Annotated in this window: 27 protein-coding genes; 12 read left to right on the top strand and 15 right to left on the bottom strand. The window is 61.3% G+C overall.

The genetic code is table 11. The features are described from left to right. The first annotated feature begins 90 nt into the window (after positions 1-90). Together BMZ57_RS11310 and mutM are read left to right on the top strand one after the other, a co-directional pair. Positions 91-903, top strand: coding sequence for an HDOD domain-containing protein (locus tag BMZ57_RS11310; RefSeq protein WP_175439655.1), 813 nt, complete (start codon positions 91-93; stop codon positions 901-903). A 21-nt stretch (positions 904-924) separates the two neighbouring features. Beyond that, a complete protein-coding gene (gene mutM, locus BMZ57_RS11305) occupies positions 925-1,737 on the top strand; it encodes a bifunctional DNA-formamidopyrimidine glycosylase/DNA-(apurinic or apyrimidinic site) lyase (RefSeq protein WP_010207270.1) in 813 nt (270 codons plus the stop codon). A gap of 133 nt (positions 1,738-1,870) precedes the next feature. Here the strand turns inward: mutM and BMZ57_RS11300 are convergent, their stop codons facing one another. From BMZ57_RS11300 to BMZ57_RS11280, 5 genes are all read right to left on the bottom strand, one after another. Beyond that, positions 1,871-2,122, bottom strand: coding sequence for a YfhL family 4Fe-4S dicluster ferredoxin (locus tag BMZ57_RS11300; protein ID WP_003195146.1), 252 nt, complete (start codon positions 2,120-2,122; stop codon positions 1,871-1,873). Positions 2,123-2,225: 103 nt separating this feature from the next. Then, a complete protein-coding gene (gene coaD, locus BMZ57_RS11295) occupies positions 2,226-2,705 on the bottom strand; it encodes a pantetheine-phosphate adenylyltransferase (RefSeq protein WP_003176711.1) in 480 nt (159 codons plus the stop codon). Positions 2,706-2,819: 114 nt separating this feature from the next. Next, positions 2,820-4,415: a GMC family oxidoreductase gene (locus BMZ57_RS11290; RefSeq protein ID WP_042571415.1), complete on the bottom strand. Its 1,596-nt coding sequence runs from the start codon at positions 4,413-4,415 to the stop codon at positions 2,820-2,822. Between the two features lie 85 nt (positions 4,416-4,500). Beyond that, positions 4,501-5,046, bottom strand: coding sequence for a hypothetical protein (locus BMZ57_RS11285; RefSeq protein WP_010207265.1), 546 nt, complete (start codon positions 5,044-5,046; stop codon positions 4,501-4,503). A 28-nt stretch (positions 5,047-5,074) separates the two neighbouring features. After that, positions 5,075-6,502, bottom strand: a complete 1,428-nt coding sequence (locus BMZ57_RS11280; protein WP_010207264.1) for a coniferyl aldehyde dehydrogenase — start codon at positions 6,500-6,502, stop codon at positions 5,075-5,077. Positions 6,503-6,648: 146 nt separating this feature from the next. Here BMZ57_RS11280 and BMZ57_RS11275 point away from each other — a divergent pair, with 146 nt between their 5' ends. Both BMZ57_RS11275 and BMZ57_RS11270 read left to right on the top strand, forming a co-directional pair. Beyond that, positions 6,649-7,320, top strand: coding sequence for a TetR/AcrR family transcriptional regulator (locus BMZ57_RS11275; protein WP_010207263.1), 672 nt, complete (start codon positions 6,649-6,651; stop codon positions 7,318-7,320). A gap of 33 nt (positions 7,321-7,353) precedes the next feature. Then, positions 7,354-8,217, top strand: coding sequence for a sulfurtransferase (locus tag BMZ57_RS11270; protein WP_010207261.1), 864 nt, complete (start codon positions 7,354-7,356; stop codon positions 8,215-8,217). A 29-nt stretch (positions 8,218-8,246) separates the two neighbouring features. Here BMZ57_RS11270 and BMZ57_RS11265 read toward each other — a convergent pair whose 3' ends face one another. From BMZ57_RS11265 to BMZ57_RS11250, 4 genes are all read right to left on the bottom strand, one after another. Continuing rightward, complete coding sequence (locus BMZ57_RS11265) at positions 8,247-9,242, bottom strand: hydrolase (RefSeq protein ID WP_010207260.1); 996 nt, start codon at positions 9,240-9,242, stop codon at positions 8,247-8,249. A gap of 71 nt (positions 9,243-9,313) precedes the next feature. Continuing rightward, positions 9,314-9,922, bottom strand: coding sequence for a 16S rRNA (guanine(966)-N(2))-methyltransferase RsmD (gene rsmD, locus BMZ57_RS11260; protein WP_010207259.1), 609 nt, complete (start codon positions 9,920-9,922; stop codon positions 9,314-9,316). Then, complete coding sequence (locus tag BMZ57_RS11255; RefSeq protein WP_010207257.1) at positions 9,922-11,412, bottom strand: M16 family metallopeptidase; 1,491 nt, start codon at positions 11,410-11,412, stop codon at positions 9,922-9,924. Before BMZ57_RS11255 ends, rsmD begins: the two co-directional genes overlap by 1 nt. Continuing rightward, a complete protein-coding gene (locus BMZ57_RS11250) occupies positions 11,405-12,760 on the bottom strand; it encodes a M16 family metallopeptidase (protein ID WP_010207255.1) in 1,356 nt (451 codons plus the stop codon). The genes BMZ57_RS11255 and BMZ57_RS11250 overlap by 8 nt, the downstream gene beginning before the upstream one ends. A gap of 232 nt (positions 12,761-12,992) precedes the next feature. Between BMZ57_RS11250 and ftsY the strand changes: the two genes are divergently transcribed. The 4 genes from ftsY (at position 12,993) to rpoH (ending at position 17,052) form a co-directional block, all read left to right on the top strand. Next, positions 12,993-14,378 (top strand): signal recognition particle-docking protein FtsY, encoded by a 1,386-nt coding sequence (gene ftsY, locus BMZ57_RS11245; protein WP_047542507.1) that lies wholly within the window; start codon positions 12,993-12,995, stop codon positions 14,376-14,378. Then, entirely contained in the window at positions 14,375-15,046 is a 672-nt protein-coding gene (gene ftsE / locus BMZ57_RS11240) for a cell division ATP-binding protein FtsE (RefSeq protein ID WP_003234627.1), read from the top strand. The genes ftsY and ftsE overlap by 4 nt, the downstream gene beginning before the upstream one ends. Continuing rightward, complete coding sequence (gene ftsX / locus BMZ57_RS11235; protein ID WP_010207250.1) at positions 15,043-16,068, top strand: permease-like cell division protein FtsX; 1,026 nt, start codon at positions 15,043-15,045, stop codon at positions 16,066-16,068. Before ftsE ends, ftsX begins: the two co-directional genes overlap by 4 nt. Positions 16,069-16,197: 129 nt before the next feature. Next, the gene (gene rpoH / locus BMZ57_RS11230) at positions 16,198-17,052 is read left to right on the top strand and encodes an RNA polymerase sigma factor RpoH (RefSeq protein ID WP_003176698.1); all 855 of its coding nucleotides are present in this window, start codon (positions 16,198-16,200) and stop codon (positions 17,050-17,052) included. A gap of 108 nt (positions 17,053-17,160) precedes the next feature. Here the strand turns inward: rpoH and mtgA are convergent, their stop codons facing one another. Next, complete coding sequence (gene mtgA / locus BMZ57_RS11225) at positions 17,161-17,883, bottom strand: monofunctional biosynthetic peptidoglycan transglycosylase (RefSeq protein WP_069672935.1); 723 nt, start codon at positions 17,881-17,883, stop codon at positions 17,161-17,163. A 74-nt stretch (positions 17,884-17,957) separates the two neighbouring features. Between mtgA and BMZ57_RS11220 the strand changes: the two genes are divergently transcribed. The 4 genes from BMZ57_RS11220 (at position 17,958) to trmB (ending at position 20,189) form a co-directional block, all read left to right on the top strand. Continuing rightward, the gene (locus tag BMZ57_RS11220; protein WP_010207248.1) at positions 17,958-18,335 is read left to right on the top strand and encodes a DUF423 domain-containing protein; all 378 of its coding nucleotides are present in this window, start codon (positions 17,958-17,960) and stop codon (positions 18,333-18,335) included. A gap of 71 nt (positions 18,336-18,406) precedes the next feature. Continuing rightward, the gene (gene thiS, locus BMZ57_RS11215) at positions 18,407-18,607 is read left to right on the top strand and encodes a sulfur carrier protein ThiS (protein ID WP_010207247.1); all 201 of its coding nucleotides are present in this window, start codon (positions 18,407-18,409) and stop codon (positions 18,605-18,607) included. A gap of 52 nt (positions 18,608-18,659) precedes the next feature. Continuing rightward, a complete protein-coding gene (locus tag BMZ57_RS11210) occupies positions 18,660-19,454 on the top strand; it encodes a thiazole synthase (RefSeq protein WP_021492666.1) in 795 nt (264 codons plus the stop codon). 9 nt (positions 19,455-19,463) lie between these two features. After that, positions 19,464-20,189: a tRNA (guanosine(46)-N7)-methyltransferase TrmB gene (trmB, locus tag BMZ57_RS11205; RefSeq protein WP_010207243.1), complete on the top strand. Its 726-nt coding sequence runs from the start codon at positions 19,464-19,466 to the stop codon at positions 20,187-20,189. A 144-nt stretch (positions 20,190-20,333) separates the two neighbouring features. Here the strand turns inward: trmB and BMZ57_RS11200 are convergent, their stop codons facing one another. From BMZ57_RS11200 to metW, 5 genes are read right to left on the bottom strand one after another with little or no spacing between them, the layout of a single operon-like run. Beyond that, entirely contained in the window at positions 20,334-20,657 is a 324-nt protein-coding gene (locus BMZ57_RS11200) for a DUF3392 domain-containing protein (RefSeq protein ID WP_010207241.1), read from the bottom strand. Between the two features lie 19 nt (positions 20,658-20,676). Continuing rightward, complete coding sequence (gene hemW / locus BMZ57_RS11195; RefSeq protein WP_069672934.1) at positions 20,677-21,879, bottom strand: radical SAM family heme chaperone HemW; 1,203 nt, start codon at positions 21,877-21,879, stop codon at positions 20,677-20,679. After that, a complete protein-coding gene (gene rdgB, locus BMZ57_RS11190) occupies positions 21,876-22,472 on the bottom strand; it encodes an RdgB/HAM1 family non-canonical purine NTP pyrophosphatase (protein ID WP_010207239.1) in 597 nt (198 codons plus the stop codon). Before rdgB ends, hemW begins: the two co-directional genes overlap by 4 nt. After that, entirely contained in the window at positions 22,469-22,903 is a 435-nt protein-coding gene (locus BMZ57_RS11185; protein WP_010207238.1) for a DUF4426 domain-containing protein, read from the bottom strand. Before BMZ57_RS11185 ends, rdgB begins: the two co-directional genes overlap by 4 nt. Before the next feature lie 21 nt (positions 22,904-22,924). Next, the gene (metW, locus tag BMZ57_RS11180) at positions 22,925-23,545 is read right to left on the bottom strand and encodes a methionine biosynthesis protein MetW (RefSeq protein ID WP_010207236.1); all 621 of its coding nucleotides are present in this window, start codon (positions 23,543-23,545) and stop codon (positions 22,925-22,927) included. Between the last annotated feature and the right edge of the window lie 2 nt (positions 23,546-23,547).

Below are 23,547 nucleotides of genomic sequence, written 5' to 3'. Positions count from 1 at the left end.
AGGTTAGAATCCCCGCCTAGCCCAGAGTGTGTACTTATGTCCCAAGAGCTTTCCGCCGAACAGATCCAACAGGCCCTGCAAGGCATCAGCGTGCCGCCCCAACCGCAAATCATGGTGGATTTGCAGATGGAGCAGTACATGCCCGACCCGGACCTGGAAGTGATCGCGCGGTTGATCTCTCAAGACCCGGGCCTGTCCGGTGCACTGCTGAAGATCGTCAACTCGTCGTATTTCGGCCTGAGCAACAAGATCGCCTCGATCCAGCGTGCGGTGAACCTGCTGGGCAGCCGTTCGATCATCAACCTGATCAACGCGCTGTCGATCAAGGGCGAAATGAGCGACGACACCATCGTTACCCTCAACCGCTTCTGGGACACCGCTCAGGATGTGGCGATGACCTGTCTCACCCTGGCCAAGCGTACCGGCGCCCAGGCGGTGGACGAAGCCTATGCCCTGGGCCTGTTCCACGATTGCGGCGTGCCGCTGATGCTTAAGCGTTTCCCCAATTACATGTCGGTACTGGAGCAGGCTTATGCCAATGCCGGCCCCGACAGCCGCGTGGTCGACACCGAAAACAACGCGTTCAACACCAACCATGCCGTGGTCGGCTACTACACCGCCAAGTCCTGGCGTCTGCCGGAGCATGTGACCGACGCCATCGCCAATCACCACAACGCCTTGGCGGTGTTCAGCGATGAGTCATCGCGCAATTCGCAACTGAAAAACCTGCTGGCGATCCTGAAGATGGCCGAGCACATCTGCTCGTCCTATCGGGTGCTGGGCAACCAGGCGGTGGACCATGAGTGGAATGCCATCGGCCATTTGGTGCTGGACTACGTGGGCCTGTCGGACTACGACTTCGAAAGCATGAAGTTGTCGATCCGCGAACTGGGTGCCCACTGACCCTTTCTTCACGAGGTACACATGCCCGAGTTACCCGAAGTCGAAACCACCCGGCGTGGAATCGCGCCGCACCTGGAAGGCCAGCGGGTCAGCCGCGTGGTGGTGCGTGAACGACGCTTGCGCTGGCCGATCCCGGAAGACCTCGATGTGCGCCTGTCCGGGCAGCGCATCGTGCTGGTGGAACGGCGGGCCAAGTACCTGCTGATCAATGCCGAAGTGGGCACCTTGATCAGCCACTTGGGCATGTCCGGCAACTTGCGCCTGGTGGAGGTCGGCATGCCGGCGGCCAAGCATGAGCATGTGGATATCGAATTGGAGTCGGGCCTGGCCCTGCGCTACACCGACCCTCGGCGTTTCGGCGCGATGCTCTGGAGCCAGGACCCGCACAACCACGAACTGCTGATCCGCCTGGGGCCCGAGCCGCTGACTGACCTGTTTGACGGCGAGCGCCTGTTCCAACTGTCCCGTGGCAAGTCGATGGCGGTGAAGCCCTTCATCATGGATAACGCGGTGGTGGTGGGCGTGGGCAATATCTATGCGACGGAAGCGCTGTTTGCGGCAGGGATTGATCCGCGTCGGGCCGCTGGCGGCATTTCGCGCGGGCGTTACTTGAAGCTGGCCATAGAGATCAAACGTGTGCTGGCTGCTGCCATCGAACGCGGCGGTACCACGTTGCGTGACTTTATCGGCGGCGACGGACAGCCGGGGTATTTCCAGCAGGAACTGTTCGTCTATGGCCGGGGCGGTGAGGCGTGCAAGGTCTGCGGGAGCGAATTGCGCAATGTGGTGCTGGGGCAGCGGGCGAGTGTGTTTTGCCCTAAGTGCCAGCGCTGATTGATGAGTGATGGCTGATGCAGCCTTCGCGAGCAAGCCCGCTCCCACATTGACCGAGTTTCTTCAGGTTGAATGCGGTCAAGTGTGGGAGCTGGCTTGCCTGCGATGAGGCACCAACAGGCACTGAAAAAGCTCAAGCCTTACCGGTAATCTTCCGGTACTTCTCCATTAACTGCTCTTCCGTCTCCGGATGGGCTTCATCCAGAGGAATGCAATCCACCGGGCACACCTGCTGGCACTGAGGTTCGTCATAGTGGCCGACACACTGGGTGCACAGGTTAGGGTCGATCACGTAGATCTCTTCGCCTTGGGAAATCGCGGCGTTCGGGCACTCGGGTTCGCAGACGTCGCAGTTGATGCAATCGTCGGTGATGATCAAGGACATGGAAACTCCTGCCGCGGCAGTCAGCCAAGGCATCTGAAAAACTAATGCGCGCAATTGTGCCGCATTGGCGCCCGCAGTGCGAGCAGGCGCCGATTCAGCGGTCTTACTTCTTGAAGCGCAGGGTCAGCGCATCGGCCACGGCCGGGTGCACGAACTTGGTGATATCTCCGCCCAAAGCGGCAATTTCACGGACTAACGTCGAGGAAATGAACGAATAGCGCTCCGACGGCGTGAGGAAAAGGCTTTCCACATCCGGCGCCAGTTGGCGGTTCATGTTGGCCAGCTGGAACTCGTATTCGAAGTCCGACACCGCACGCAGGCCGCGCAGGAACACATTGGCGTTCTGCTCTTTGGCAAAATGCGCCAGCAGCGTCGAAAAGCCCACCACTTCCACGTTGGGCAGGTGCTTGGTGACCTCGCGCGCCAGCTCCACGCGCTGTTCCAGGGGAAACAGCGGGTTTTTCTTGGGGCTGGCTGCGACCGCGATGATCACATGGTCGAACAAGCGTGAGGCACGTTCGACCAGATCGCCATGGCCTTTGGTAATCGGGTCGAAGGTTCCTGGGTACAACACTCGGTTCATCGCGTCGTCCTGGCGGAGTCCGTTGGGGAACCGGATGGTATCGCAGCCATCCCGGTCGGGAAAGTCAACTTATGCAGAAGAAAGCACTATAGACATGACGAATACCGTGTTTTTTCACGCTGTTTTCAGACGTTCGGCCAATGCTGTCGCCAGTTGGGCGGTCAAACCGTACACCGATAATTGTGGGTTGGCCCCAATACTGGTGGGGAATAAAGAGCCGTCATGGATCGACAGGTTGCGCAGTTGGTGATGGCGCCCGAGGCTGTCGGCCACTGCGTTTTTCGGGTCTTCACCCATGGCGCAACCGCCCATCACATGAGCGCTGCCCAGGCAGGTGCGGTGCAACTCCAGGTTCAGGTCGTCAATCATCGTGCGAGCTTCGCCGAGGGTTTTGACGTAGCGCGCATCGTGATGCAGCGGCTTGACCGACTTGGCGCCGGCCGCGAACTGGATCTCGGCCATGCTGTGGAACGCACGGCGCAAGCCATCCCAGGCGTAGGCCGACACCTGGTAGTCGAGCACCGGCGTGCCATCGCCGCGCAACTCCACACTGCCGCCCGGGCTGTCGGGGTGGAAGCCGTCGCGCAGGAGCGCCAGCATCGCGTGGGTGTTGGGCAACTGGCTCATGTCCAGGGCGTTCTGGGCGCCATAGCCGCCGAGCAGGGTGCTGGCCAACGCCGGGTGCAAGGGCGGTGCCTCCAGCTTGTATGACATTTTGCCAGTGGTGCCGTCCTGCCACTGGAAGTGATCGGAATAGATCGATTGCGGCGCGCCGTAGAACGGATTGATCACCTCGTCGAACAACCCGGCGGAGAAATTCACCAGGTGCAGGAAGGTGCGTTTGCCCAGCCGCGTATGCGGGTCAGGCGCGTCCGAGCGCATCAGCAGCGCCGGGCTGTTGATGCCGCCGCCGGAGAGCACGTAGTGCTTGGCCTTCACGGTGATCTTGCGGCCAGTCGGCGCCACGCACAGGCTATCCATGGCCACACATTCCAGGCTGCTAATCGTGTCACCGCTGTAGACGAGCCGTTCGGCGCGTGCCAGGTAGAGCAGTTCGCCACCCTTTTCCAGGGTGGATGGAATCGTGGTCACCAGCATCGATTGCTTGGCATTGACCGGGCAACCCATACCGCAATACCCCAGGTTGAAGCAGCCGCGCACGTTACGAGGGATGACATGCCAGCTGTAACCGAGCTGTTCGCATCCTTTGCGGATTACGTCGTTGTTGGGGTTGGGCGGCAGAGCCCAGGGCGCGATGCCCAGGCGTTGCTCCATTTTTTCAAACCATGGCGCCATCTCGGCGCTGCTATGGCCCTTCACCGCGTATTCGCTGGCCCAGTGGCTGAGGGTGGCGTCCGGCGTACGGAAGCTCGACGTCCAGTTGATCAGCGTCGTGCCGCCTACCGCGCGACCTTGCAGGATCGTGATCGCGCCATCCTTGCTCATGCGGCCGATGCCTTCCTGATAGAGGCTGGTGTAGGCCTCGTCTTCCAGCAGCTTGAAGTCGCTGCTGGTCTTGAGCGGGCCTTCTTCGATCAGCAGCACCTTGTAACCGGCGGCACTGAGGATTTCGGCGGTGGTGCCGCCACCGGCGCCGCTGCCGATGATCACGACGTCGGCTTCCAAGGTCAGGTCGTTGTCGAGGGTGGCGCCATTGTGGGTTTTCCAGCCACGGGCCATGCCGTCGCGGAACAGATCAGGTACGGGCATAGGAATGCACTCTTATTTTTGTACGGAGTTGCGGTCAATGTGGGAGCTGGCAAGCCAGCTCCCACATTTGATTGGGTTATCAAGGCTAAATCTTCGGCGGGCCTGGATAACCGCAGTGCGCCCATGACGTCGGCTGGAAGTACCAGGCCATGATCACCAGCTTGAGCAGCGAGCCCTGGCCCATGCGCAGCAGGTTCAGGTAGCTGTTTTCCCAACGGTGCAGGAAGTTGCGGATCTGCTCGCTGCTGGCGTTTTCCCAACTGCCCCAGATCCCGGTCAAGGGCCCACGGGTGATGGCCATGCCCAACACGTCGAACAGTTGCTGGGTGAGCTTGAACATCTCTGGCGACAGATGCTGCAGGCTGAAGTCGAGTTTTTTGAGGGTGCCCTCAATGCCGCTCGCAACCGCCTGGGCGCTGGCCACGCCTTCCAGCAACACAGGGATCACCGCGCGCAGGAACGGCAGATCACTGCTACGCAACATCACGAAACCGCTGGCCGGCGTGCTGCTGGAACAACCCGTGAGACTGGCGCCCAGCCCGGCGGTAGCCAGGAAGGCGCTGGCACACAGGCCGATTTTCAGGACGCCGCGCCGCGTCAACGCGGGTGAATCAGTCAGGCTAGGGTTCATTGTTGTTGTTATCCCGTGAGTGGCGGTTTCAGCGGATGAACAGCTTTTGGATCAACGTCTGGATCGATTTTCCGTAGGGCGGGTAGATCAACTTCGCTGCGTTCAGGCGCTGTTTCACCAGCACACCCTTGGCTTTGCTGAACGTGAGGAAGCCTTCATGGCCGTGGTAGTGGCCCATGCCCGACGGGCCGATACCGCCAAACGGCATGTCATCCTGGGCCACGTGCAGCAGGGTGTCGTTCAGGCACACACCGCCGGAATGGGTTTCGTGAAGCACGCGGTTTTGCTCGCCCTTGTTGTAGCCGAAGTAATACAGGGCCAGCGGGCGAGGGCGCTGGTTGATGTAGGCAAAGGCCTGGTCGATGCCGCGATACGGCACGATCGGCAGCACCGGGCCAAAGATTTCGTCCTGCATCACGGTCATGTCATCGCTGACGTTCAACAATAGGCTGTGGGCCATGCGCCGCGCCTGGCCTTGGTCGTACAGTGGAATCAAGGTGGCGCCTTTGTCGGTGGCGTCCTTGACGTAGGCATTGAGTCGCGCGAGCTGTCGCTCGTTAATGATGGCGGTGTAGTCCGGGTTGTCGGCCAGGGTCGGATAAAACCCGCGAACGGCCTGGGTGTAGGCCTCGACAAATCCCTCGACGCGATCTTCCGGCACCAGCACGTAGTCCGGTGCTACGCAAGTTTGGCCGGCGTTCAGCGCTTTACCGAAGGCGATGCGCTCGGCGGCGTCCTTGAGCGGTACATCGGCGGACACAATGGCGGGCGACTTCCCGCCCAGTTCCAGCGTGACCGGCGTAAGGTGTTCGGCCGCCGCACGCATCACATGCTTGCCAATGCTGGTGGCCCCGGTAAACAACAAGTGATCGAAGGGCAACTTGGAGAACGCCATGCCGACTTCGGCCTCACCCAGCACCACGCACACCAGGTCCTCGGGGAAGATCTTCGCCAGCAGCGCCTTGAGCAGCTCGCCGGTGGCAGGCGTGGATTCGCTCAGCTTGAGCATCACCCGGTTACCCGCCGCCAATGCGCCGACCAACGGACCGATGGCCAGGTACAGCGGGTAGTTCCAGGGCACGATCACACCGACCACGCCCAAGGGTTGATAGATGACTTTGGCTGACGCGGGCTGGAAGGCAATGCCTACGGCGCGGCGGGAAGGTTTCATCCAGCCCTTGAGGTGTTTGCTGGCATAGTGAATGCCATGCAGGCTGGGCATCAGTTCGGCGAACAGGGTTTCGTCAGCGCTGCGGTGGCTGAAATCCTGGCTGATCGCATTGATCAGCGCCTGGCGCTCGTCGCTGAGCAGGTCACGCAGGGCCTTGAGCCATTGCTGGCGCTGTGCGGCTGGCGGCATCGGGTTGGCGGCGTAGGCACGGCGTTGGGTGTCGAACAGCGCCTGGAGCTGGTCCAGCACCTGGGTATCTTGCAGATAGGCAACGTTGGCAGACATGGCGGCGTTCCCGATTGTTATAGGTCTGCCTGGGTTTTTAGAGTCATTACTCTAAATTGTCAAATGTCATTACGCCCAGATGCGGATTTATCCCTGTAAGAATAGGCCGTAAGATGCCTTATCACGTGTACAGAAGCTGATCCCCTATGGCACCACGAGTAAAGACCAGCGAGCGCATTGTGCAAACCAGCCTGGAGCTTTTTAACCAGCAGGGCGAGCGCAGTGTGAGCACCAACCACATTGCCGCCCATATGGAAATTTCGCCGGGCAACCTGTACTACCACTTCCCCAACAAGCAGGCGATCATCGCCGTGCTGTTTCGCGAATACGAAGCTCTGGTGGACAGTTTCCTGCGCCCGCCCCAAGGTCGCGCCGTCACCGTCGAAGACAAACGTTTCTACCTGCAGGCCGTGTTGGCCGGCATGTGGCGCTACCGTTTCCTGCACCGCGACCTCGAGCACCTGCTGGAAAGCGACCCGGAGCTGGCGACCGGCTATCGGCGCTTCTCCCAGCGCTGCCTGACCCAGGGGGGCGCTATTTACCAAGGGTTTGTCGACGCCGGCATCCTCAATATGGACCCGGTGCAAACCGAAGCCCTGACCCTCAATGCCTGGATCATCCTCACCTCCTGGGTGCGTTTCTTGTGCACCACCAACGAAAACTCTGCCCACTTGAGTGCTGAGGCGATCAAACGCGGGGTCTATCAGGTGTTGGTGCTGGAGGCTGGGTTTGTCACGCCTCAGGCCAAGGACGCCGTGGATGCATTATTCAAAGAGTTTTACGTGCCGTTGAATCAGGCATTGGAAGAAGTGAAGTAGGACCTTTCCCGAATCTGTTCATAGGAGTCCGTCATGCCGCTTGCCCAATTGATCAGCCCCCAGCAACTGGCCGAGCGCCAGAAGGCCGCCTCGGTGGTGATCCTGGATTGCCGCTTTGCCCTGGAAGACCCGGACTACGGGCGTTGCAGCTATGCCGAAGGGCATATCGAGGGCGCGCAATACGCCGACCTGAACCGACACCTCAGTGGCACGGTGATCAAGGGCGTGACCGGGCGTCATCCATTGCCGGCGGCAGAGACGTTGGTTCAGCGATTGCGGGCGTGGGGCATCAGCGCTGACACCGATATCGTGTTGTATGACGACGGCCCCGGCGCCTATGCCGCCCGCGCCTGGTGGCTGCTGGCCTGGCTGGGTAAGCGTGATGGCGTGTTTATCCTGGATGGCGGCCTCAAGGCCTGGCACGGCGCAGGTTTCCCACTGAGTCTGGACGCGCCGCTGGTGGCGCCTGGGACATTCGCCGGTACGCCGGACAACCGACTGTTGCTGGACGCCGAACAGCTGGAAAAACGCTTGGGCCAGCCGGAACTGACACTGATCGATGCCCGCGCTCAACCACGCTTTCGCGGTGACGTGGAGCCCATCGACCCCATCGCAGGGCATATCCCTGGCGCGCAATGTGCGGCGTTCAATGAAAACCTGGACACCGACGGCCGCTTCCTGCCGGCTGCACAGCTCAAGCAGCGCTTCGCTGCCCAGTTGCAGGGACGTTCGCCGGATGAGCTGGTGGCGTATTGCGGTTCGGGCGTGACGGCGTGCCACAACCTGTTCGCCCTGAGCCTGGCGGGTTACCCGTTGGGTAAGTTGTACGCAGGTTCATGGAGCGAATGGATTACCGATCCAAAGCGCGAAATCGCTACAGGCGACTCAGTCAGTTGAGATGTAAACCCAAGCCAGCGCCCACAGGGTTAACCGTGTTGTGCCAGCAGCCATTGAGGAATACGCCGCTCCAAGTAGTAACCCGGGCGTTTCAGGGTGCCATCGACAAATCCGACATGCCCACCCTTGGCCAGCAGCTCAAACTCCGTGCACGCCGACAGTTCGCTCGCTTCAGGTAGGCTGTGGGCGAACACAAAGGGGTCATCGGCGGCCTGGATGATCAGGCTTGGGGTGCGGATATCGCCCAGGTAATAGCGGCTCGATGCACGGCGGTAATAGTCCTCGGCACTCAGAAACCCGTGCAGAGGCGCGGTGACCCGGCCGTCGAAATCCCAGAACGTGCGCATCTTTTCCAGTGGGCCCAGGTCTTCCAATGCCTTGAGCCCGTCTGTCCGGCCGTCCAGCAGGAAACGGCTCTGCTTGACGCGGATATACGCCAGCATTTCACGCATGAAATGCTTTTGATAAACCCGCGAAAAGCCCAGGCCGATGCGATCCGCACACTGGTCCAGACGAAACGGCACCGACACCGCCGCCGCGCCTTGCAGCCCTGATGCCGAGCCGGTTTCGCCCAAATGCTTGAGCAGCACATTGCCGCCCAGTGAATAACCCACGGCATACAACGGCGCCAACGGCCGTTTGGCCCGCAGATGGGCAATCGCCGCCGCCAGGTCTTCGCTGGCACCCGAGTGATAGCTGCGCGCCAACAGATTCGGTTCGCCCGAACAACCACGCCAATTCAATGCAGCGCTGGCCCAGCCTTGCGCGGCCAGGGCTTTCTGCAGGCCGGCCACGTAGGGCGAGTTGGAGGAACCGGTCAGCCCGTGCAGCACCAGCACCAACGGCGCTTGCGCGTCGTGGGGGCCATGCCAGTCGAGGTCCAGGAAGTCGCCGTCTTCCAGCCACAGGCGTTCGCGTTGGCGTTCGATATGAGTAGTGGGGCGCCACAGCGGCCCCCACAGCGTTTGCAAGTGGGGGTTGCCGAGGCCGAAGGCGGGGGTGAATGTGTTAGCGCAAGGGTTCATGCCGATCTCTGTAGTGAGCGGTGCGACGATTCGACAAGCCCGCTCACCACAAAAGCTCGCTCGCCCGGAGGTCAGGCGGCGCTGCGGTGCCACAGCGCGTAGTACACCCGCCCGGATTTCTGTTCCCGGTGCAGGCGCCACGCTGCCGGCAGGCCCAGGGTAGAGGGCGCGGTCTCGCTTTCAGTGTAGATCCACGCATCCGGTGCCAGCCACTGACGTTCTTCCAGCAGTGCGCACACGGTTGGCAGCAGGTTCTGGTTGAACGGCGGGTCGAGGAACACCACGTCGTATTCGCTGGCCGGCTGGGTTTCCAGGTAGCGCAGGGCGTCGGCGGTCTGGACCTGACCGGTGGTGCAGCGCAGCGTGCCCAAGTGTTCCTTGAGGCTGGAGACCGCCACGTTGCTGGCGTCCAGCGCCTGGCCCAGGGCGGCCCCACGGGACAGTGCCTCCAGGAACAGCGCGCCGCTGCCGGCGAAGGGGTCGAGCACCTTGGCCCCGGCAATGTACGGCGCGAGCCAGTTGAACAGGGTTTCACGCACACGGTCCGGCGTCGGGCGCAGGCCCACCACGTCGGGGAAGCTCAGCTTGCGGCTGCGCCATTCGCCGCCAATGATGCGCAGCTGGCCCACACCGTTATGCACGTTGTGGACGGGTTTTTTCGGGCGAGATGAACTGGCCATTAATGCTCCGGAACCCCGAGCGGCTGCTCGGCGATTTTGTCAGTGGGGGGCGGTAGTGGCTTTTGCGCAATCGTCGGGCCGGCGGTCACGATGACCATCTTGTCGGCACTCAAGTGTTTGTTCATTGCAGCCTTGACCTGCTCTACGGTCAGGGCCTGGGATTGTTTCATGAAATCTTCCAGATAGGTCAGCGGCAGGTTATAGAAACCCATGGCACCCAGCTGCCCGGCGATATCGGCGTTGCTCGCAGTCGACAGCGGGAAGCTGCCGGCCAGTTCGCGCTTGGCGTCATCGAGTTCCTTTTGCGTCGGGCCGGTCTTGAGGTAGTCGGCTACCACGTCCTCCACCAGGCGCAGGGTGCCGCCGCTCATTTCTGCACGGGTTTGCAGGTTGATCATGAACGGGCCACGCACCTGCATCGGCGAGAAGCCGGAGTACACACCGTAGGTCAGGCCGCGTTTCTCGCGCACTTCGCTCATCAAGCGGGTGCCGAAACCACCGCCGCCGAGGATCTGGTTGCCCAGGGACAGGGCTGCATAGTCCGGGTCGGCACGGTCGATACCCAGTTGGGCGAACAGCAGGTGCGTCTGCTTGGAGGGGAATTCGATGCGGTTCAGACCCGGCTTGGGGTCGGTCGGCTGGGCGATTTTCGGCAACGCCGGGCCTTTAGGCAGCGAGGCGGAAATCTTGCCCGTCATGGCTTCGGCCTCGGCGCGGGTCAGGTCACCCACCACCGCGATCACTGCGTTGCCGGCCGCATAGGCCTTGGCGTGAAACGCCTGCAACTGTGCCAGGGTGATCTTCGGCACGCTCTGCGGCGTACCTTCGCTCGGGTGCGCGTAAGGGTGGTCGCCGTACAGCCGCTTGAACAACTCAAGGCTCGCCAGCTTGCCGGGGTTCTGTTTCTGGTACTCGAAGCCGGCGAGGATCTGGTTCTTGATCCGCGCCAGAGAGTCGGCCGGGAAGGTCGGCTTGCCGATTACCTGGTCAAACAGGGTAAGGGCTGCGTCACGTTTATCGCTGGCGCTGAGGCTGCGCAGGGACACCAGCGCCATGTCGCGATAAGCGCCATTGCCAAAATCTGCGCCCAGGCCTTCGAAGTCACGGGCGATCTGGCTTACATCCTTGCCCGGCACGCCTTCGTTGAGCATGGCGTTGGTCATCAGCGCCAGGCCCGGCACGTTGCCGTCCTGGCTGCTGCCGGCGGCGAACAGGATGCGCACGTCGAACATCGGCAGTTCATGGGCTTCCACGAACAGCACCTTGGCGCCTTCGGCGGTGGTCCAGGTTTGCACGTCGAGCTTGCGGTTGGTCGGTGCCTTGTCGTCCAGTTCCGCCAGCGATTGCAGCGTGTTGCTCGATTGGGCTTTTTCCAGCGCGGGGCTGGCGACGGAGTCGCTCGGACGCAGGAAATACACGGCACTGGCGGCGATCAGGGTGACAACGATCAGGCCGGGGAAGATCAGGCGGCTGCTTTTGCGATCACTCATGAGCGGTCTCCAGAGGCAAGACATGGGCGACGCTGAGACGTTCGCGGATGAAATAGGTACGCGCGGCTTTCTGGATGTCTTCCGGGGTCACGCTTTGCAGGTCGGCAAGCTCCGTGTCCATCAGCTTCCAGGACAGGCCGACGGTCTCCAGGGAGCCAATGGCCGTAGCCTGGCTGGTAATGGAGTCACGTTGGTAGACCAGGCCGGCAATGACCTGGGCGCGGATACGTTCCAGTTCTTCGGCGGTCGGAGGCTTGGCCTTCAGTTCTTCCAGAAGGCGCCACAGGCCGGCTTCAGCTTGGGCGACGGTCTTTTTCTTCTGCTGATTGGGGGTGGCGGTCAACATGAACAGGGTGTCGCCACGGGTGTAGGCGTCGTAGTTGGTGGAGGCCGCGGAGACCAGCTCTTCACCGCGCTCCAACTGTTCGGAGATCCGTGCGCTGTAGCCGCCGTCCAGCAAGGCCGAGATCAGGCGCAGGGCCTGTACCGAGCGTTTGTCTTCGGCGGTGGCCAGGCCTGGCACGTTGAAGCCCAGGATCACGCTGGGCAGTTGGGTCTGCACCTTCATGGTCAGCAGGCGCTCGCCAGGCTCGGCCAATTCCATCGGGATCTTGGCCGGTGGCACGTCACGCTTGGGGATCGGGCCGAAGTAGCGCTGGGCCAGGTTCTTCACCTCGTCCGGGGTGACGTCGCCGACCACCACCAACGTGGCATTGTTCGGCACGTACCAGGATTGGTACCAGTGGCGCAGTTCTTCGACCTTCATGCGATCCAGGTCGGCCATCCAGCCGATGGTCGGCGTGTGGTAGCCGCTGGCCGGAAATGCCATGGCCTTGAAACGCTCGTAGGCCTTGGACATCGGGTTATCGTCGGTGCGCAGGCGGCGCTCCTCCTTGATTACCTCGATTTCGCGACTGAATTCGTCGGCCGGCAGGCGCAGGCTGGCCATGCGGTCGGCTTCCAGCTCGAAGGCGACGCCCAGGCGGTCACGGGCCAGTACCTGGTAGTAGGCGGTGTAGTCGTCGCTGGTGAAGGCGTTCTCTTCGGCACCCAGGTCGCGCAGGATTAGCGAGGCTTCGCCAGGGCCGACCTTGGCGCTGCCTTTGAACATCATGTGTTCCAGGGCGTGGGACAAACCCGTCTGGCCCGGGGTTTCGTAGCTCGAACCCACCTTGTACCAGACCTGGGAAACCACCACAGGCGCGCGATGATCTTCGCGCACGACCACCTTCAGGCCGTTATCCAGGGTGAATTCATGGGTGGGTTGTGGGTCGGCAGCCAAGGCTGAAAGAGGCAGACAAACTGTGCTGAACAGCAGGCCTGCGGCGCAGCGGGCTAGAGCATTCATTCGTTTTTAAACCTGTTGGGCTGCCCGCTTGGTCTTAGCGTCGGCGGGCGAGGAGGTGCTAGGATACTGATCCGACTTAGGGACGGCCACTGCGGCTGTCCTGTTAAGGCCCCATTTTGGCCTTACAAAATGTTGCGCATGAACGAGCTGGCTAAAAAACAGTCTGTTACGCATCGAATTTTATTTACCGACGCGCCCCGTGGCGCGTCGCTACCTTGAGATAGCCGTCTCCATGTTTGGTTCCAACGACGACAAGAAGACCCCAGCTGCGGCTGGCGAGAAAAAAGGCCTGTTCGGATGGCTGCGCAAAAAGCCGCAGGAAACCGTCGACGAACAGCCACAGGTTCAAACTGAACCGGTCCCTGAGCCTATAGTAGAAGCCGAACCGGTCGCTGAAACGCCTGCGCCGGTGGTGTTGCCGATGGCTGAGCCGGTTCTGCAGCCGCTCGCCGAGGCGGAGCCTGAACCTGAGCCGGAACCCGCGCACAAGCCGTGGCCGGAACTGCCGGTAGCGGAAGAGCCCGTGGCGCTGGTTGAAGATGTGCAGGCCGCGCATGTGGTTCCGCCGATTCCGGTGGTCATTGAGCCACAGCCGGTTGTCGCTGAAGCACCCGCACCCGTGACGGTCGAGCCAGCGATTGCGGCTCCCGTCATTGTCGAAGAACCTGCCGCTCCTGCTGAAACCAGCAAGACCGGCTTCTTCGCCCGTCTCAAGCAAGGCCTGAGCAAGACCAGCGCCAGCATCGGCGAAGGCATGGCCAGCCTGTTTCTCGGCAAAAAGGTCATTGATGACGAACTGCTGGAAGACATCGAAACCCGTCTGCTCACTGCCGACGTAGGCGTAGAAGCCACCGCCGTGATCATCCAGAGCCTCACCCAGAAGGTCGCGCGCAAGCAGCTGACCGACGCTGACGCCCTGTACAAATCCCTACAGGCTGAGTTGGCCGCCATGCTCAAGCCGGTGGAAGCACCGCTGGTGATCACCCCGAAAAAACCCTTTGTAATCCTGGTAGTCGGCGTCAATGGCGCCGGCAAGACCACCACCATTGGCAAGCTGGCCAAAAAACTGCAGTCCGAAGGCAAGAAAGTCATGCTGGCGGCGGGCGACACCTTCCGTGCCGCAGCGGTTGAACAGCTGCAGGTCTGGGGCGAGCGCAACAAGATCCCGGTGATCGCCCAGCATACTGGCGCCGATTCCGCCTCGGTGATCTTCGACGCCGTGCAAGCCGCCAAGGCCCGTAACATCGACGTGCTGATCGCCGATACCGCCGGACGCCTGCACACCAAAGACAATTTGATGGAAGAACTGAAAAAGGTCCGCCGCGTGATCGGCAAGCTGGATGCAGACGCGCCGCATGAGGTGCTGTTGGTGCTTGACGCGGGCACCGGCCAGAACGCCATCAGCCAGGCCAAACAATTCAACCAGACGGTACAACTGACCGGCCTGGCATTGACTAAGCTCGACGGCACAGCCAAGGGCGGCGTGATCTTCGCCCTGGCCAAACAGTTCGGGTTGCCGATTCGTTATATCGGTGTCGGTGAAGGCATCGACGACCTGCGCACCTTTGAAGCCGAACCCTTTGTACAGGCACTGTTTGCCGAGCGGGAGCGTTCATGATTCGATTCGAGCAGGTCGGTAAACGCTATGCCAACGGGCATGTGGGCTTGCATGAGCTGAGCTTTCGGGTGCGTCGCGGCGAGTTTCTGTTTGTAACCGGCCACTCAGGCGCCGGCAAAAGTACCTTGTTGCGCCTGCTGCTGGCCATGGAACGCCCGACCACCGGCAAGTTACTGCTGGCGGGCCAGGACTTGGCCACCATCAGCAATGCACAGATTCCGTTCCTGCGCCGCCAGATCGGCGTGGTGTTCCAGAATCACCAATTGCTGTTCGATCGCACCGTGTTCAACAACGTGGCACTGCCGTTGCAGATCCTCGGGCTGTCCAAGGCCGAGATCGTCAAACGTGTGGATTCGGCCCTGGAGCGCGTGGCGCTGTCGGACAAAACCGATCTCTACCCTGGCGACCTGTCCACCGGCCAGCAACAGCGCGTTGGCATCGCCCGCGCCATCGTCCACCGCCCGGCCCTGCTGCTGGCGGACGAACCCACCGGTAACCTCGACCCGCGCCTGGCGGCCGAGATCATGGGCGTTTTCGAAGACATCAACCGCCTGGGCACCAGCGTGCTGATCGCCAGTCACGACCTGGCGCTGATCGCGCGCATGCGCCATCGCATGCTCACCTTGCAACGCGGCCGCTTGATCGGTGACGGGGAGGCCGGCGTATGAGTGCGACACGCAGCCCTAAAGTTTCCGAGCGCGTGGCGCCGAAACCGGCCGACCCGCAACCACCGAAGAAAAAACACGATCACGACGATGACGGCCCGGACTTCAGTACCTTGCTGCGCGCCTGGATCGAAAGCCATCGCGCCAGCCTGGTCGACAGTCTGCGCCGCCTGGGCAAGCAGCCGATCGGCAGCTTTTTCACCTGCCTGGTAATGGCGGTGGCCCTGAGCCTGCCGATGGGCCTGTCGCTGCTGCTCAATAATGTGGAGCGCCTGGGCGGTTCATGGCAGCGCGCAGCGCAGATTTCCCTGTACCTGAACATCGATGCCAGCGCCAAAGATGGCGAAGCGTTGCGCGACGACATCAAGAACATTCCAGGCGTGGCGGATGCCGAGTACATCAGCCGCGATCAGGCCCTTGAGGAGTTCCAGCAACAATCCGGCCTGGGCGAGGCGCTCAAGGAGCTGCCGCAGAACCCGCTGCCGGGTGTGGTGCTGGTAACGCCGAATGAGGTCGACAAGCCGGCGCTGGAAGCCCTGCGACAAAAACTCGCAGAGATGCCCAAGGTGCAACAGGCGCAACTTGATCTAGTCTGGGTAGAGCGCCTGGCGGCCATCCTCAAGCTGGGCGACCGCTTTGTGTTCGGCCTGACGGTGCTGTTGGTGTCTGCATTACTTTTGGTGATAGGTAATACCATTCGTCTTCATATTGAAAACCGTCGCACCGAGATAGAAGTGATTAAACTGGTCGGCGGCACGGACAGCTATGTGCGTCGTCCTTTTCTGTACATGGGCGCGCTTTATGGCTTCGGCGCCGGGATTTTGTCCTGGTGCGTGCTGGCATTTGGCCTGGACTGGCTGAACGACGCGGTTGTCGGGCTTGCCGGACTCTACGGCAGTGATTTCGCACTGGCCGGTGTGCCGGTAGCCGATGGTCTGAGTCTCTTGCTTGGCGCGGTATTGTTGGGGTATATCGGTGCGTGGATTGCGGTCGCTCGTCATTTACGCGAGTTGGCACCGAAGTAGTTAATGTCAGATTAATGTGGTTTCGTTTGTATTGACCGTATTGGTGGTTTAGGGAACTTGTCCTACGGTTCCCGGTCAATTTTCGCAGTGCTTCACTGCACGAGTTATGTGAGTCGGAGGTTTTTTCGTATGACCACTTCTTTGCAACCTGCCTATGCCTTGGTCCCGGGTGCGAACCTGGAAGCCTACGTGCACACGGTCAACAGCATTCCATTGCTGACGCCTGAGCAGGAGCGTGAACTGGCCGAGAGTCTCTACTATGAGCAGGATTTGGGGGCGGCTCGGCAGATGGTGCTCGCCCACCTGCGTTTTGTCGTACATATCGCCCGTAGCTACAGTGGCTACGGCCTGGCCCAGGCTGACCTGATCCAGGAAGGCAACGTCGGCCTGATGAAGGCCGTGAAACGTTTCAACCCTGAAATGGGTGTGCGTCTGGTGTCGTTTGCTGTGCACTGGATCAAGGCGGAAATCCACGAGTTCATCCTGCGCAACTGGCGCATTGTGAAAGTCGCGACCACCAAGGCCCAGCGCAAGCTGTTCTTCAATCTGCGCAGCCAGAAGAAACGTCTGGCGTGGCTGAACAACGAGGAAGTCCACCGCGTGGCCGAAAGCCTCGGTGTGGAACCCCGTGAAGTGCGTGAGATGGAAAGCCGCCTGACCGGCCATGACATGGCCTTCGACCCGGCCGCCGAAGCGGACGACGACAGCGCCTTCCAATCGCCGGCCAACTACCTGGAAGACCACCGGTACGACCCGGCGCGTCAACTGGAAGACGCCGACTGGAGCGACAACTCCAATCACAACCTGCACGAAGCGCTGGAAGTGCTGGACGACCGCAGCCGTGACATCCTCTACCAGCGTTGGCTGGCGGAAGAAAAAGCCACGCTGCACGACCTGGCGCAGAAGTACAACGTGTCGGCCGAGCGGATTCGTCAGCTTGAGAAAAGCGCGATGAACAAGCTGAAGTTGTCGATCGCCGCCTAAAACGCTGCGAAAAACCAAAAAAATGCCCCGATCAAAAGATCGGGGCATTTTTGTTTGCGTCTATTTAGTGACCGTAACAGCTGTCGAGCCCTGGCGAGAGAGGTTGGGTCAGTCGGACCAAGGGGCCTTGCGGGCGTTATTCAACTCAACCAGATATCCATCCCCACCCAACTGGCTCATCTGCTGCCGAATCCACGCCGCGCGCCTTGCCACATACGCCGTCGGATGACTGGCACTCCAGACCCGCGGGTTAGGCAATACGGCAGCCAGATAGCTGGCCTGCTGCCGTGAAAGACCCTTGGCGCTGACCCCAAAGTGATGCCGTGCAGCCGCTTCCGCACCAAACACCCCTTCATCCCATTCAACGCTGTTGAGGTAGACCTCAAGGATCCGTTGCTTGGGCCACAACACCTCGATCAACCCGGTAAACCAGGCTTCCAGCCCTTTGCGCAGATAACTGCGGCCGGCCCACAGGAACAGGTTCTTCGACACCTGCTGGCTCAACGTACTGGCGCCGCGGATCGAGCCACCGCGCTCGTTGTGCAGGATGGCCGCCTGGATCGCGCCGAAATCAAAACCCCAATGCTGCGGGAAACGCTGGTCTTCACCGGCCATCACCGCCACTTTGAGGTCATCGGAGATCTCATCCCACGGCACCCAGCTGCGCTGCAGGTCAATGGGCTCGCCGTCGAACCAGGATTCGACCTTGCGCTCTACCATCAGCGCGGTGAAGGGCGGCGGGACGACACGAAACAGCAGCACCAGCAGCACACTGCCGATGGCAAACCATTTCACGACGTTGAGAAAGCGTTTGAAAAGGAGACGCAGCATAGAGATGGCTTGGCCGAACCCGTTGAGCGGGCCATTATACAGACCCGGCCCTTTGAGTCTGACTGGAGTTCCTCATGTTGCGTGGCTTTCTGATGTTGGCTGCCTTTTTCGGCTTCACGGGTGTCGCTCTCGGCGCGTTCGCCGCCCATGGCCTGAAAAACCGCCTGAGCGCCGAGTACCTGGCGATCTTCCACACCGGCGTGACCTACCAGTTGGTGCACACCCTGGCATTGTTCGGCGTGGCGTTGCTGGCGGCACATATTCCTGGCCGATTGGTCAGCTGGGCAGGCATCTCGTTTACCCTTGGCATCCTGCTGTTCTCCGGCAGCCTGTACGTGCTGACCCTGACCGGAATCAGCAAACTCGGGATCATCACCCCGTTTGGCGGGCTGGCCTTCCTGCTGGGCTGGTTTTTCCTCGGTTTGGCAGCGTGGCGTCTACAGGCCGCCTGACCAAGGGGCTTGGGCCAGCAACCCCAATCGGGCTAGAATGCGGGCCCCTTAAAACGATGGCGGCCCGTGGCATGCGCATTCAGTTGAACGGCGAATCCTTTGAACTGCCCGACGGCGAAACTGTTGCGGCCCTGCTGACCCGCCTGGACCTGACCGGGCGTCGCGTCGCAGTGGAACTCAACCTGGATATCGTCCCGCGTAGCCTGCACGCCGACACTGCGCTCACCGAGGGTGACCAGGTCGAAGTGGTCCACGCCATCGGCGGCGGCTAATCGCGTAGCTTCCTGAATTCTGCAGAACCTCACCCCATTTCGAGGATTTCCCATGAGCATCGTTCGTAGCGACAAGCCTTTCGTCCTGGCCGGTCGTACCTACCAGTCCCGTCTGCTGGTCGGCACCGGCAAGTACCGCGACATGGAAGAAACCCGTCTGGCCATCGAAGCCTCGGGCGCCGAGATCGTGACCTTCGCCGTGCGCCGCACCAACCTCGGCCAGATCGAAGGCGAGCCAAACCTGCTCGAAGTGCTGTCGCCGGATCGCTACACCTTTTTGCCGAACACCGCCGGTTGCTACGACGCCATCGAAGCCGTGCGCACCTGTCGCCTGGCCCGAGAGCTGCTCGACGGCCACAACCTGGTGAAGCTGGAAGTGCTGGCCGACCAGAAAACCCTGTTCCCCAACGTCATCGAAACCCTCAAGGCCGCTGAAACCCTGGTCAAGGAAGGTTTCGACGTGATGGTCTACACCAGCGATGACCCCATCATCGCGCGCCAGTTGGCGGAAATCGGCTGCATTGCCGTGATGCCGCTGGCCGGTCTGATCGGCTCGGGCCTGGGTATCTGCAATCCCTACAACCTGCAGATCATCCTCGAAGAAGCCAAGATCCCGGTGCTGGTGGATGCGGGCGTGGGCACGGCCTCCGACGCAACCATCGCCATGGAACTGGGCTGCGACGCGGTGCTGATGAACTCCGCCATCGCCCATGCCCAGCAACCGGTCATGATGGCCGAAGCCATGAATCACGCCATCGTCGCGGGCCGCCTGGCCTACCTCGCCGGTCGCATGCCGAAAAAACTCTACGCCAGCGCCTCCTCGCCGCTGGATGGTCTGATCAAGTAAGAGCCATTGATGACTGAATCAAACGAAACGCCGAACACCCTGGAAACCGGTGACGAGTCCAAGCACCGCCGCATCAAGAGTTTTGTGATGCGTGCTGGTCGCATGACCGAAGGCCAGCAAAAAGGCCTGGAGCAAGGTGCGCCGCTGTACGTGTTGCCCCTGGCCGACGCGCCGGTGGACTACGATCAGGTGTTCGGCCGTTCGGCCCCGCGTTCCCTGGAAATCGGCTTCGGCATGGGCCACTCCCTGCTGGAAATGGCCGCCGCTGCGCCGGACCAGGACTTCATTGGTGTGGAAGTGCACCGTCCAGGTGTTGGCGCGCTGCTCAACGGCGTGCTGACCCAAGGCCTGACTAACTTGCGGGTCTACGACTGCGACGCGATCGAAGTGCTCAACCGCTGCATCGCCGACAACAGCCTCGACCGCCTGATGCTGTTCTTCCCCGACCCATGGCACAAAGCCCGTCACCACAAGCGCCGTATCGTCCAGGCCTCCTTCGCGGAGCTGGTACGCAGCAAGCTCAAGGTCGGCGGCATTCTGCACATGGCCACCGACTGGGAACCCTACGCGGAATACATGCTGGAAGTGATGAACGTCGCCCCTGGCTACCGCAACATCGCCGAAGACGGCAAATGCGTGCCACGCCCGGCTGAGCGCCCGATCACCAAGTTCGAACGCCGCGGCGAGCGGTTGGGGCATGGGGTGTGGGATCTGAAATTCGAAAAGGTTGACTGACAGGCCACTCGCTTGGAATGCAGTCAACAATGTGGGAGCGGGCTTGCTCGCGAATGCGGTGTGTCAGTCACTGAAAATGTCGACTGATCCACCGTATTCGCGAGCAAGCCCGCTCTCACATTTGCTTCTGTGTTGTAGCGGAGGTCAGCGGCGGTCAGCGACTACGCCAATCAACACCAGCACCACCACCAACACCGGCGCCAGGCTGTAGTTATTGAACTGGCTCAACCCCCGCACAATCCACGGCGTGGCGTAGATCAGCGCCGCGCCGCTGCCGATCATGCACAGCAACGCCATTAACGGGACGCGCAATGCGCCTGCGACGCTGCCCAAACGCGCTTCCACCCAACCCTTGATATCGGCGCCAAACAGCACCAGCAGGCAGCCCACAAGGGCCAGGGAGATTTCCGACAGGTTGCTACGGCTCCAGCGGGATACGGTGGCGAGCAGGTCGAGTACCAAATCCATTCGATTTCCTTAAGAGCGATCAGCTCAAAAACTTCTGCAACAGGTCATTGAGAAAGAGTTGCCCACGGTCGGTCGCCGCCAGGCGTGACGGTTCGACCTGCATTAAGCCACTTTGTTCTGCCTCGCGACGGCCTTCATCCAGGCTGGCCAGCTCCAGGCCGGTACGCTCGGCGTAGAGCTTGGCCTCGACGCCGTCGGTGAGGCGCAAGGCGTTCATCAGGAATTCGAACGGCAGTTCTTCGTTGGTCAGTTCTTTCGCGCCGGCCTGGAAGCTTTTGGCCGGGTTGAGGTAGTCCTTCGGTGCTCGGGTCTTCCAGGTGCGCACGATGCGCCCGTCGGGGTGGCTAAGCTTGCCGTGGGCACCGGCGCCGATGCCGATAAAGTCGCCGAAGCTCCAGTAATTCAGGTTGTGCCGCGCCGGGCGACCCGGTTGTGCGTAGGCCGACACTTCATATTGCGCGTAACCGTGTTCGGCGAGCAGCGCCTGGCCGGCCTCCTGGATGTCCCACAATGTGTCGTCTTCCGGCAGCGCAGGCGGCTGGTTCCAGAATACGGTGTTGGGCTCCAGGGTCAGTTGATACCAGGACAGGTGCGTCGGCCTCAGCGCGATGGCCTGGCGCAGGTCGCTCAGGGCGTCGTCCAGGGACTGATCGGGCAAACCGTGCATCAGGTCCAGGTTGAAGTTGTCGAATCCGGCCTGACGCGCCATGCCGGCGGCGCGCACGGCTTCGTCGCCATTGTGGATGCGGCCGAGGACCTGGAGTTTTTCCTGCTGGAAGCTCTGGATGCCAATGGACAGGCGGTTGATCCCCAGCGTGCGATAGGCCACGAACTTCTCTTGCTCGAACGTCCCTGGGTTGGCTTCCAGGGTGATTTCGATATCACTGGCAAACGGGATACGCGCTTGCACACCCTTGAGCAGGCGGCCCAATGCGGCGGCGCTGAACAGGCTTGGCGTACCGCCGCCAAAGAAGATCGAACTCAGCTCGCGACCGTACACGGCGTGCAGGTCCTGATCGAGGTCGGCCAGCAGTGCGTCCACATACTCTTCTTCCGGCAGCACTTTACTGGCGGTGTGGGAGTTGAAGTCGCAATAAGGGCATTTGCGCACGCACCACGGAATGTGGATATACAGCGACAGGGGCGGCAGTACCGGCAAGGCCGCCCGAGGTGTTTGCGCGCCGCCGTGGATCAGCGGCTGCGCAGAGGTGTTCTGGGTCATTTCAGGCTCAAGCGTTGGCGCAGCAAATCCATTGCGCGAGCACGGTGGCTGATCTGGTTCTTGTCGGCCGGGCTCAGTTCGGCGCTGGAGACATTGCGCTCCGGCACCCAGAACAGCGGGTCATAGCCAAAACCCTGTTCACCGCTGGCCGCATGCAGGATGCGCCCGTGCCACAGGCCTTCGCACAGGATAGGCAGCGGGTCATCGGCGTGGCGCACCAAAGCCAGCACACAGACGAACTGCGCGCCACGCTCGGCGTCCGGCACGTCCTTGAGCGCATTCAGCAGTTTGGCGTTGTTGGCGGCGTCGCCCTTGCCGTCGGCATAACGCGCCGAGTAGATGCCAGGGGCGCCGCCGAGGAAGTCCACCGCCAGGCCCGAGTCATCCGCCAGCGCCGGCAGGCCGGAAATGCGTGCAGCGTTGCGTGCCTTGAGGATGGCGTTCTCGACGAAGGACAAGCCGGTCTCTTCCGGCTCCACCTGGCTGAATTCGCCAATGGAGCGCAGTTGCACGGCGTCGCCGAGCATCGCCTGCAGCTCTTTGAGTTTGCCGGCGTTATGGCTGGCCAGTACGAGTTGAGTAAGGTTCATCATTCGGCCGGGAACAGTTCTTGGTTGAATTGGAAGCTATGGGCTTTGCCGCCGGTTTCAACGTTGATGGTAAACGTCTTGTATTCCCGCTGGGTCACGGAGTAGGGCGCGAGATAGTTGACGCCGCCTTTTTCGTTGATTTGCTTGAAGGTAAGGATCTCGCTCTTGCCGCCCAGGTCCTTGATGGTGCCTGTGACCTGCGCGGCCACCGGGGTCACGCCCTTGATCACTGTCACGTTGATCAAGCCCTTTTCCTTGCTGCGTACCACGCCCACAGCCTGGGCGGTTTCCGGTTGCAGGAAGCTGGAGGTGAAGGTGTTGTAGTGCACGGTGATATCACCGAAGTCTTTCTTGCGGTTAGCGTCTATAGCGTCCGCGGCCATGGCGCTGGCGCCCAGGCAGGCGGTCAATAGAAAAATAGCCAAACGACTCATGAGCGTCCCTCTTGAAGATGATTAGACGGCAATCTTGTGGTCGGTCAGGCCAGGACTGCTGACCCGGTAAATACCAATTTCACCCAACAAGTTGGGCCATAGCTTACTCGCCCAGCCGTGGCGGTGCTGTTGATCGACGGCAAGGCGGTTGATCACCTTGGCTTCACGCTCGCCACACAAGGCTTCGAAGTCTTCGAAGGTGCAGAAGTGGATGTTCGGCGTGTTGTACCAGGTGTAGGGCAGGAAATCCGACACCGGCATGCGGCCCTTGGTGGCCAGGTACCAGCGGCAGCGCCAGTGGCCGAAGTTGGGGAAGGTGATGATGCACTGGCGGCCGACGCGCAGCATTTCGTCGAGGATCCGGTCCGGATAGTGCACCGCCTGCAGGGCCTGGGTCATCACCACGATGTCGAAGCTGTTGCTGGCAAAGTTGCCGAGGCCCTTGTCCAGGTCCTGCTCGATTACGTTGATGCCCTTGGCCACGCACTGGGCGATGTTGTCCGGGTCGTTTTCCAGGCCGTAGCCGGTGACTTGCTTGTTGTCGCGCAGCCAGCTCAGCAGTTCGCCATCGCCGCAGCCCAGGTCGAGCACGCGGCTGCCGGCGGGGATCCATTCTTGGATGATTTCCAGGTCGGCTCTCATGG

It is taken from the genome of Pseudomonas simiae (assembly GCF_900111895.1).
GTDB lineage: Bacteria > Pseudomonadota > Gammaproteobacteria > Pseudomonadales > Pseudomonadaceae > Aquipseudomonas > Aquipseudomonas simiae.
Note: the sequence above shows the minus strand (reverse complement) of the source record. Positions and strands in the feature narration are given on the sequence as shown.

Excerpts from the sequence above, each read along its gene's own strand:
- BMZ57_RS11200 (WP_010207241.1), bottom strand. The coding sequence starts at position 20,657 with ATGGATTTGGTACTCGACCTGCTCGCCACCGTATCCCGCTGGAGCCGT.
- BMZ57_RS11220 (WP_010207248.1), top strand. The coding sequence starts at position 17,958 with ATGTTGCGTGGCTTTCTGATGTTGGCTGCCTTTTTCGGCTTCACGGGT.
- BMZ57_RS11280 (WP_010207264.1), bottom strand. The coding sequence starts at position 6,502 with ATGTCTGCCAACGTTGCCTATCTGCAAGATACCCAGGTGCTGGACCAG.
- BMZ57_RS11255 (WP_010207257.1), bottom strand. The coding sequence starts at position 11,412 with ATGAGTGATCGCAAAAGCAGCCGCCTGATCTTCCCCGGCCTGATCGTT.
- coaD (WP_003176711.1), bottom strand. The coding sequence starts at position 2,705 with ATGAACCGAGTGTTGTACCCAGGAACCTTCGACCCGATTACCAAAGGC.
- BMZ57_RS11210 (WP_021492666.1), top strand. The coding sequence starts at position 18,660 with ATGAGCATCGTTCGTAGCGACAAGCCTTTCGTCCTGGCCGGTCGTACC.
- BMZ57_RS11300 (WP_003195146.1), bottom strand. The coding sequence starts at position 2,122 with ATGTCCTTGATCATCACCGACGATTGCATCAACTGCGACGTCTGCGAA.
- mtgA (WP_069672935.1), bottom strand. The coding sequence starts at position 17,883 with ATGCTGCGTCTCCTTTTCAAACGCTTTCTCAACGTCGTGAAATGGTTT.
- BMZ57_RS11270 (WP_010207261.1), top strand. The coding sequence starts at position 7,354 with ATGCCGCTTGCCCAATTGATCAGCCCCCAGCAACTGGCCGAGCGCCAG.
- ftsE (WP_003234627.1), top strand. The coding sequence starts at position 14,375 with ATGATTCGATTCGAGCAGGTCGGTAAACGCTATGCCAACGGGCATGTG.
- BMZ57_RS11185 (WP_010207238.1), bottom strand. The coding sequence starts at position 22,903 with ATGAGTCGTTTGGCTATTTTTCTATTGACCGCCTGCCTGGGCGCCAGC.
- hemW (WP_069672934.1), bottom strand. The coding sequence starts at position 21,879 with ATGACCCAGAACACCTCTGCGCAGCCGCTGATCCACGGCGGCGCGCAA.
- BMZ57_RS11275 (WP_010207263.1), top strand. The coding sequence starts at position 6,649 with ATGGCACCACGAGTAAAGACCAGCGAGCGCATTGTGCAAACCAGCCTG.
- BMZ57_RS11285 (WP_010207265.1), bottom strand. The coding sequence starts at position 5,046 with ATGAACCCTAGCCTGACTGATTCACCCGCGTTGACGCGGCGCGGCGTC.
- BMZ57_RS11265 (WP_010207260.1), bottom strand. The coding sequence starts at position 9,242 with ATGAACCCTTGCGCTAACACATTCACCCCCGCCTTCGGCCTCGGCAAC.
- BMZ57_RS11290 (WP_042571415.1), bottom strand. The coding sequence starts at position 4,415 with ATGCCCGTACCTGATCTGTTCCGCGACGGCATGGCCCGTGGCTGGAAA.
- rdgB (WP_010207239.1), bottom strand. The coding sequence starts at position 22,472 with ATGATGAACCTTACTCAACTCGTACTGGCCAGCCATAACGCCGGCAAA.
- ftsY (WP_047542507.1), top strand. The coding sequence starts at position 12,993 with ATGTTTGGTTCCAACGACGACAAGAAGACCCCAGCTGCGGCTGGCGAG.
- rpoH (WP_003176698.1), top strand. The coding sequence starts at position 16,198 with ATGACCACTTCTTTGCAACCTGCCTATGCCTTGGTCCCGGGTGCGAAC.
- BMZ57_RS11250 (WP_010207255.1), bottom strand. The coding sequence starts at position 12,760 with ATGAATGCTCTAGCCCGCTGCGCCGCAGGCCTGCTGTTCAGCACAGTT.
- mutM (WP_010207270.1), top strand. The coding sequence starts at position 925 with ATGCCCGAGTTACCCGAAGTCGAAACCACCCGGCGTGGAATCGCGCCG.
- rsmD (WP_010207259.1), bottom strand. The coding sequence starts at position 9,922 with ATGGCCAGTTCATCTCGCCCGAAAAAACCCGTCCACAACGTGCATAAC.
- thiS (WP_010207247.1), top strand. The coding sequence starts at position 18,407 with ATGCGCATTCAGTTGAACGGCGAATCCTTTGAACTGCCCGACGGCGAA.
- ftsX (WP_010207250.1), top strand. The coding sequence starts at position 15,043 with ATGAGTGCGACACGCAGCCCTAAAGTTTCCGAGCGCGTGGCGCCGAAA.
- trmB (WP_010207243.1), top strand. The coding sequence starts at position 19,464 with ATGACTGAATCAAACGAAACGCCGAACACCCTGGAAACCGGTGACGAG.
- metW (WP_010207236.1), bottom strand. The coding sequence starts at position 23,545 with ATGAGAGCCGACCTGGAAATCATCCAAGAATGGATCCCCGCCGGCAGC.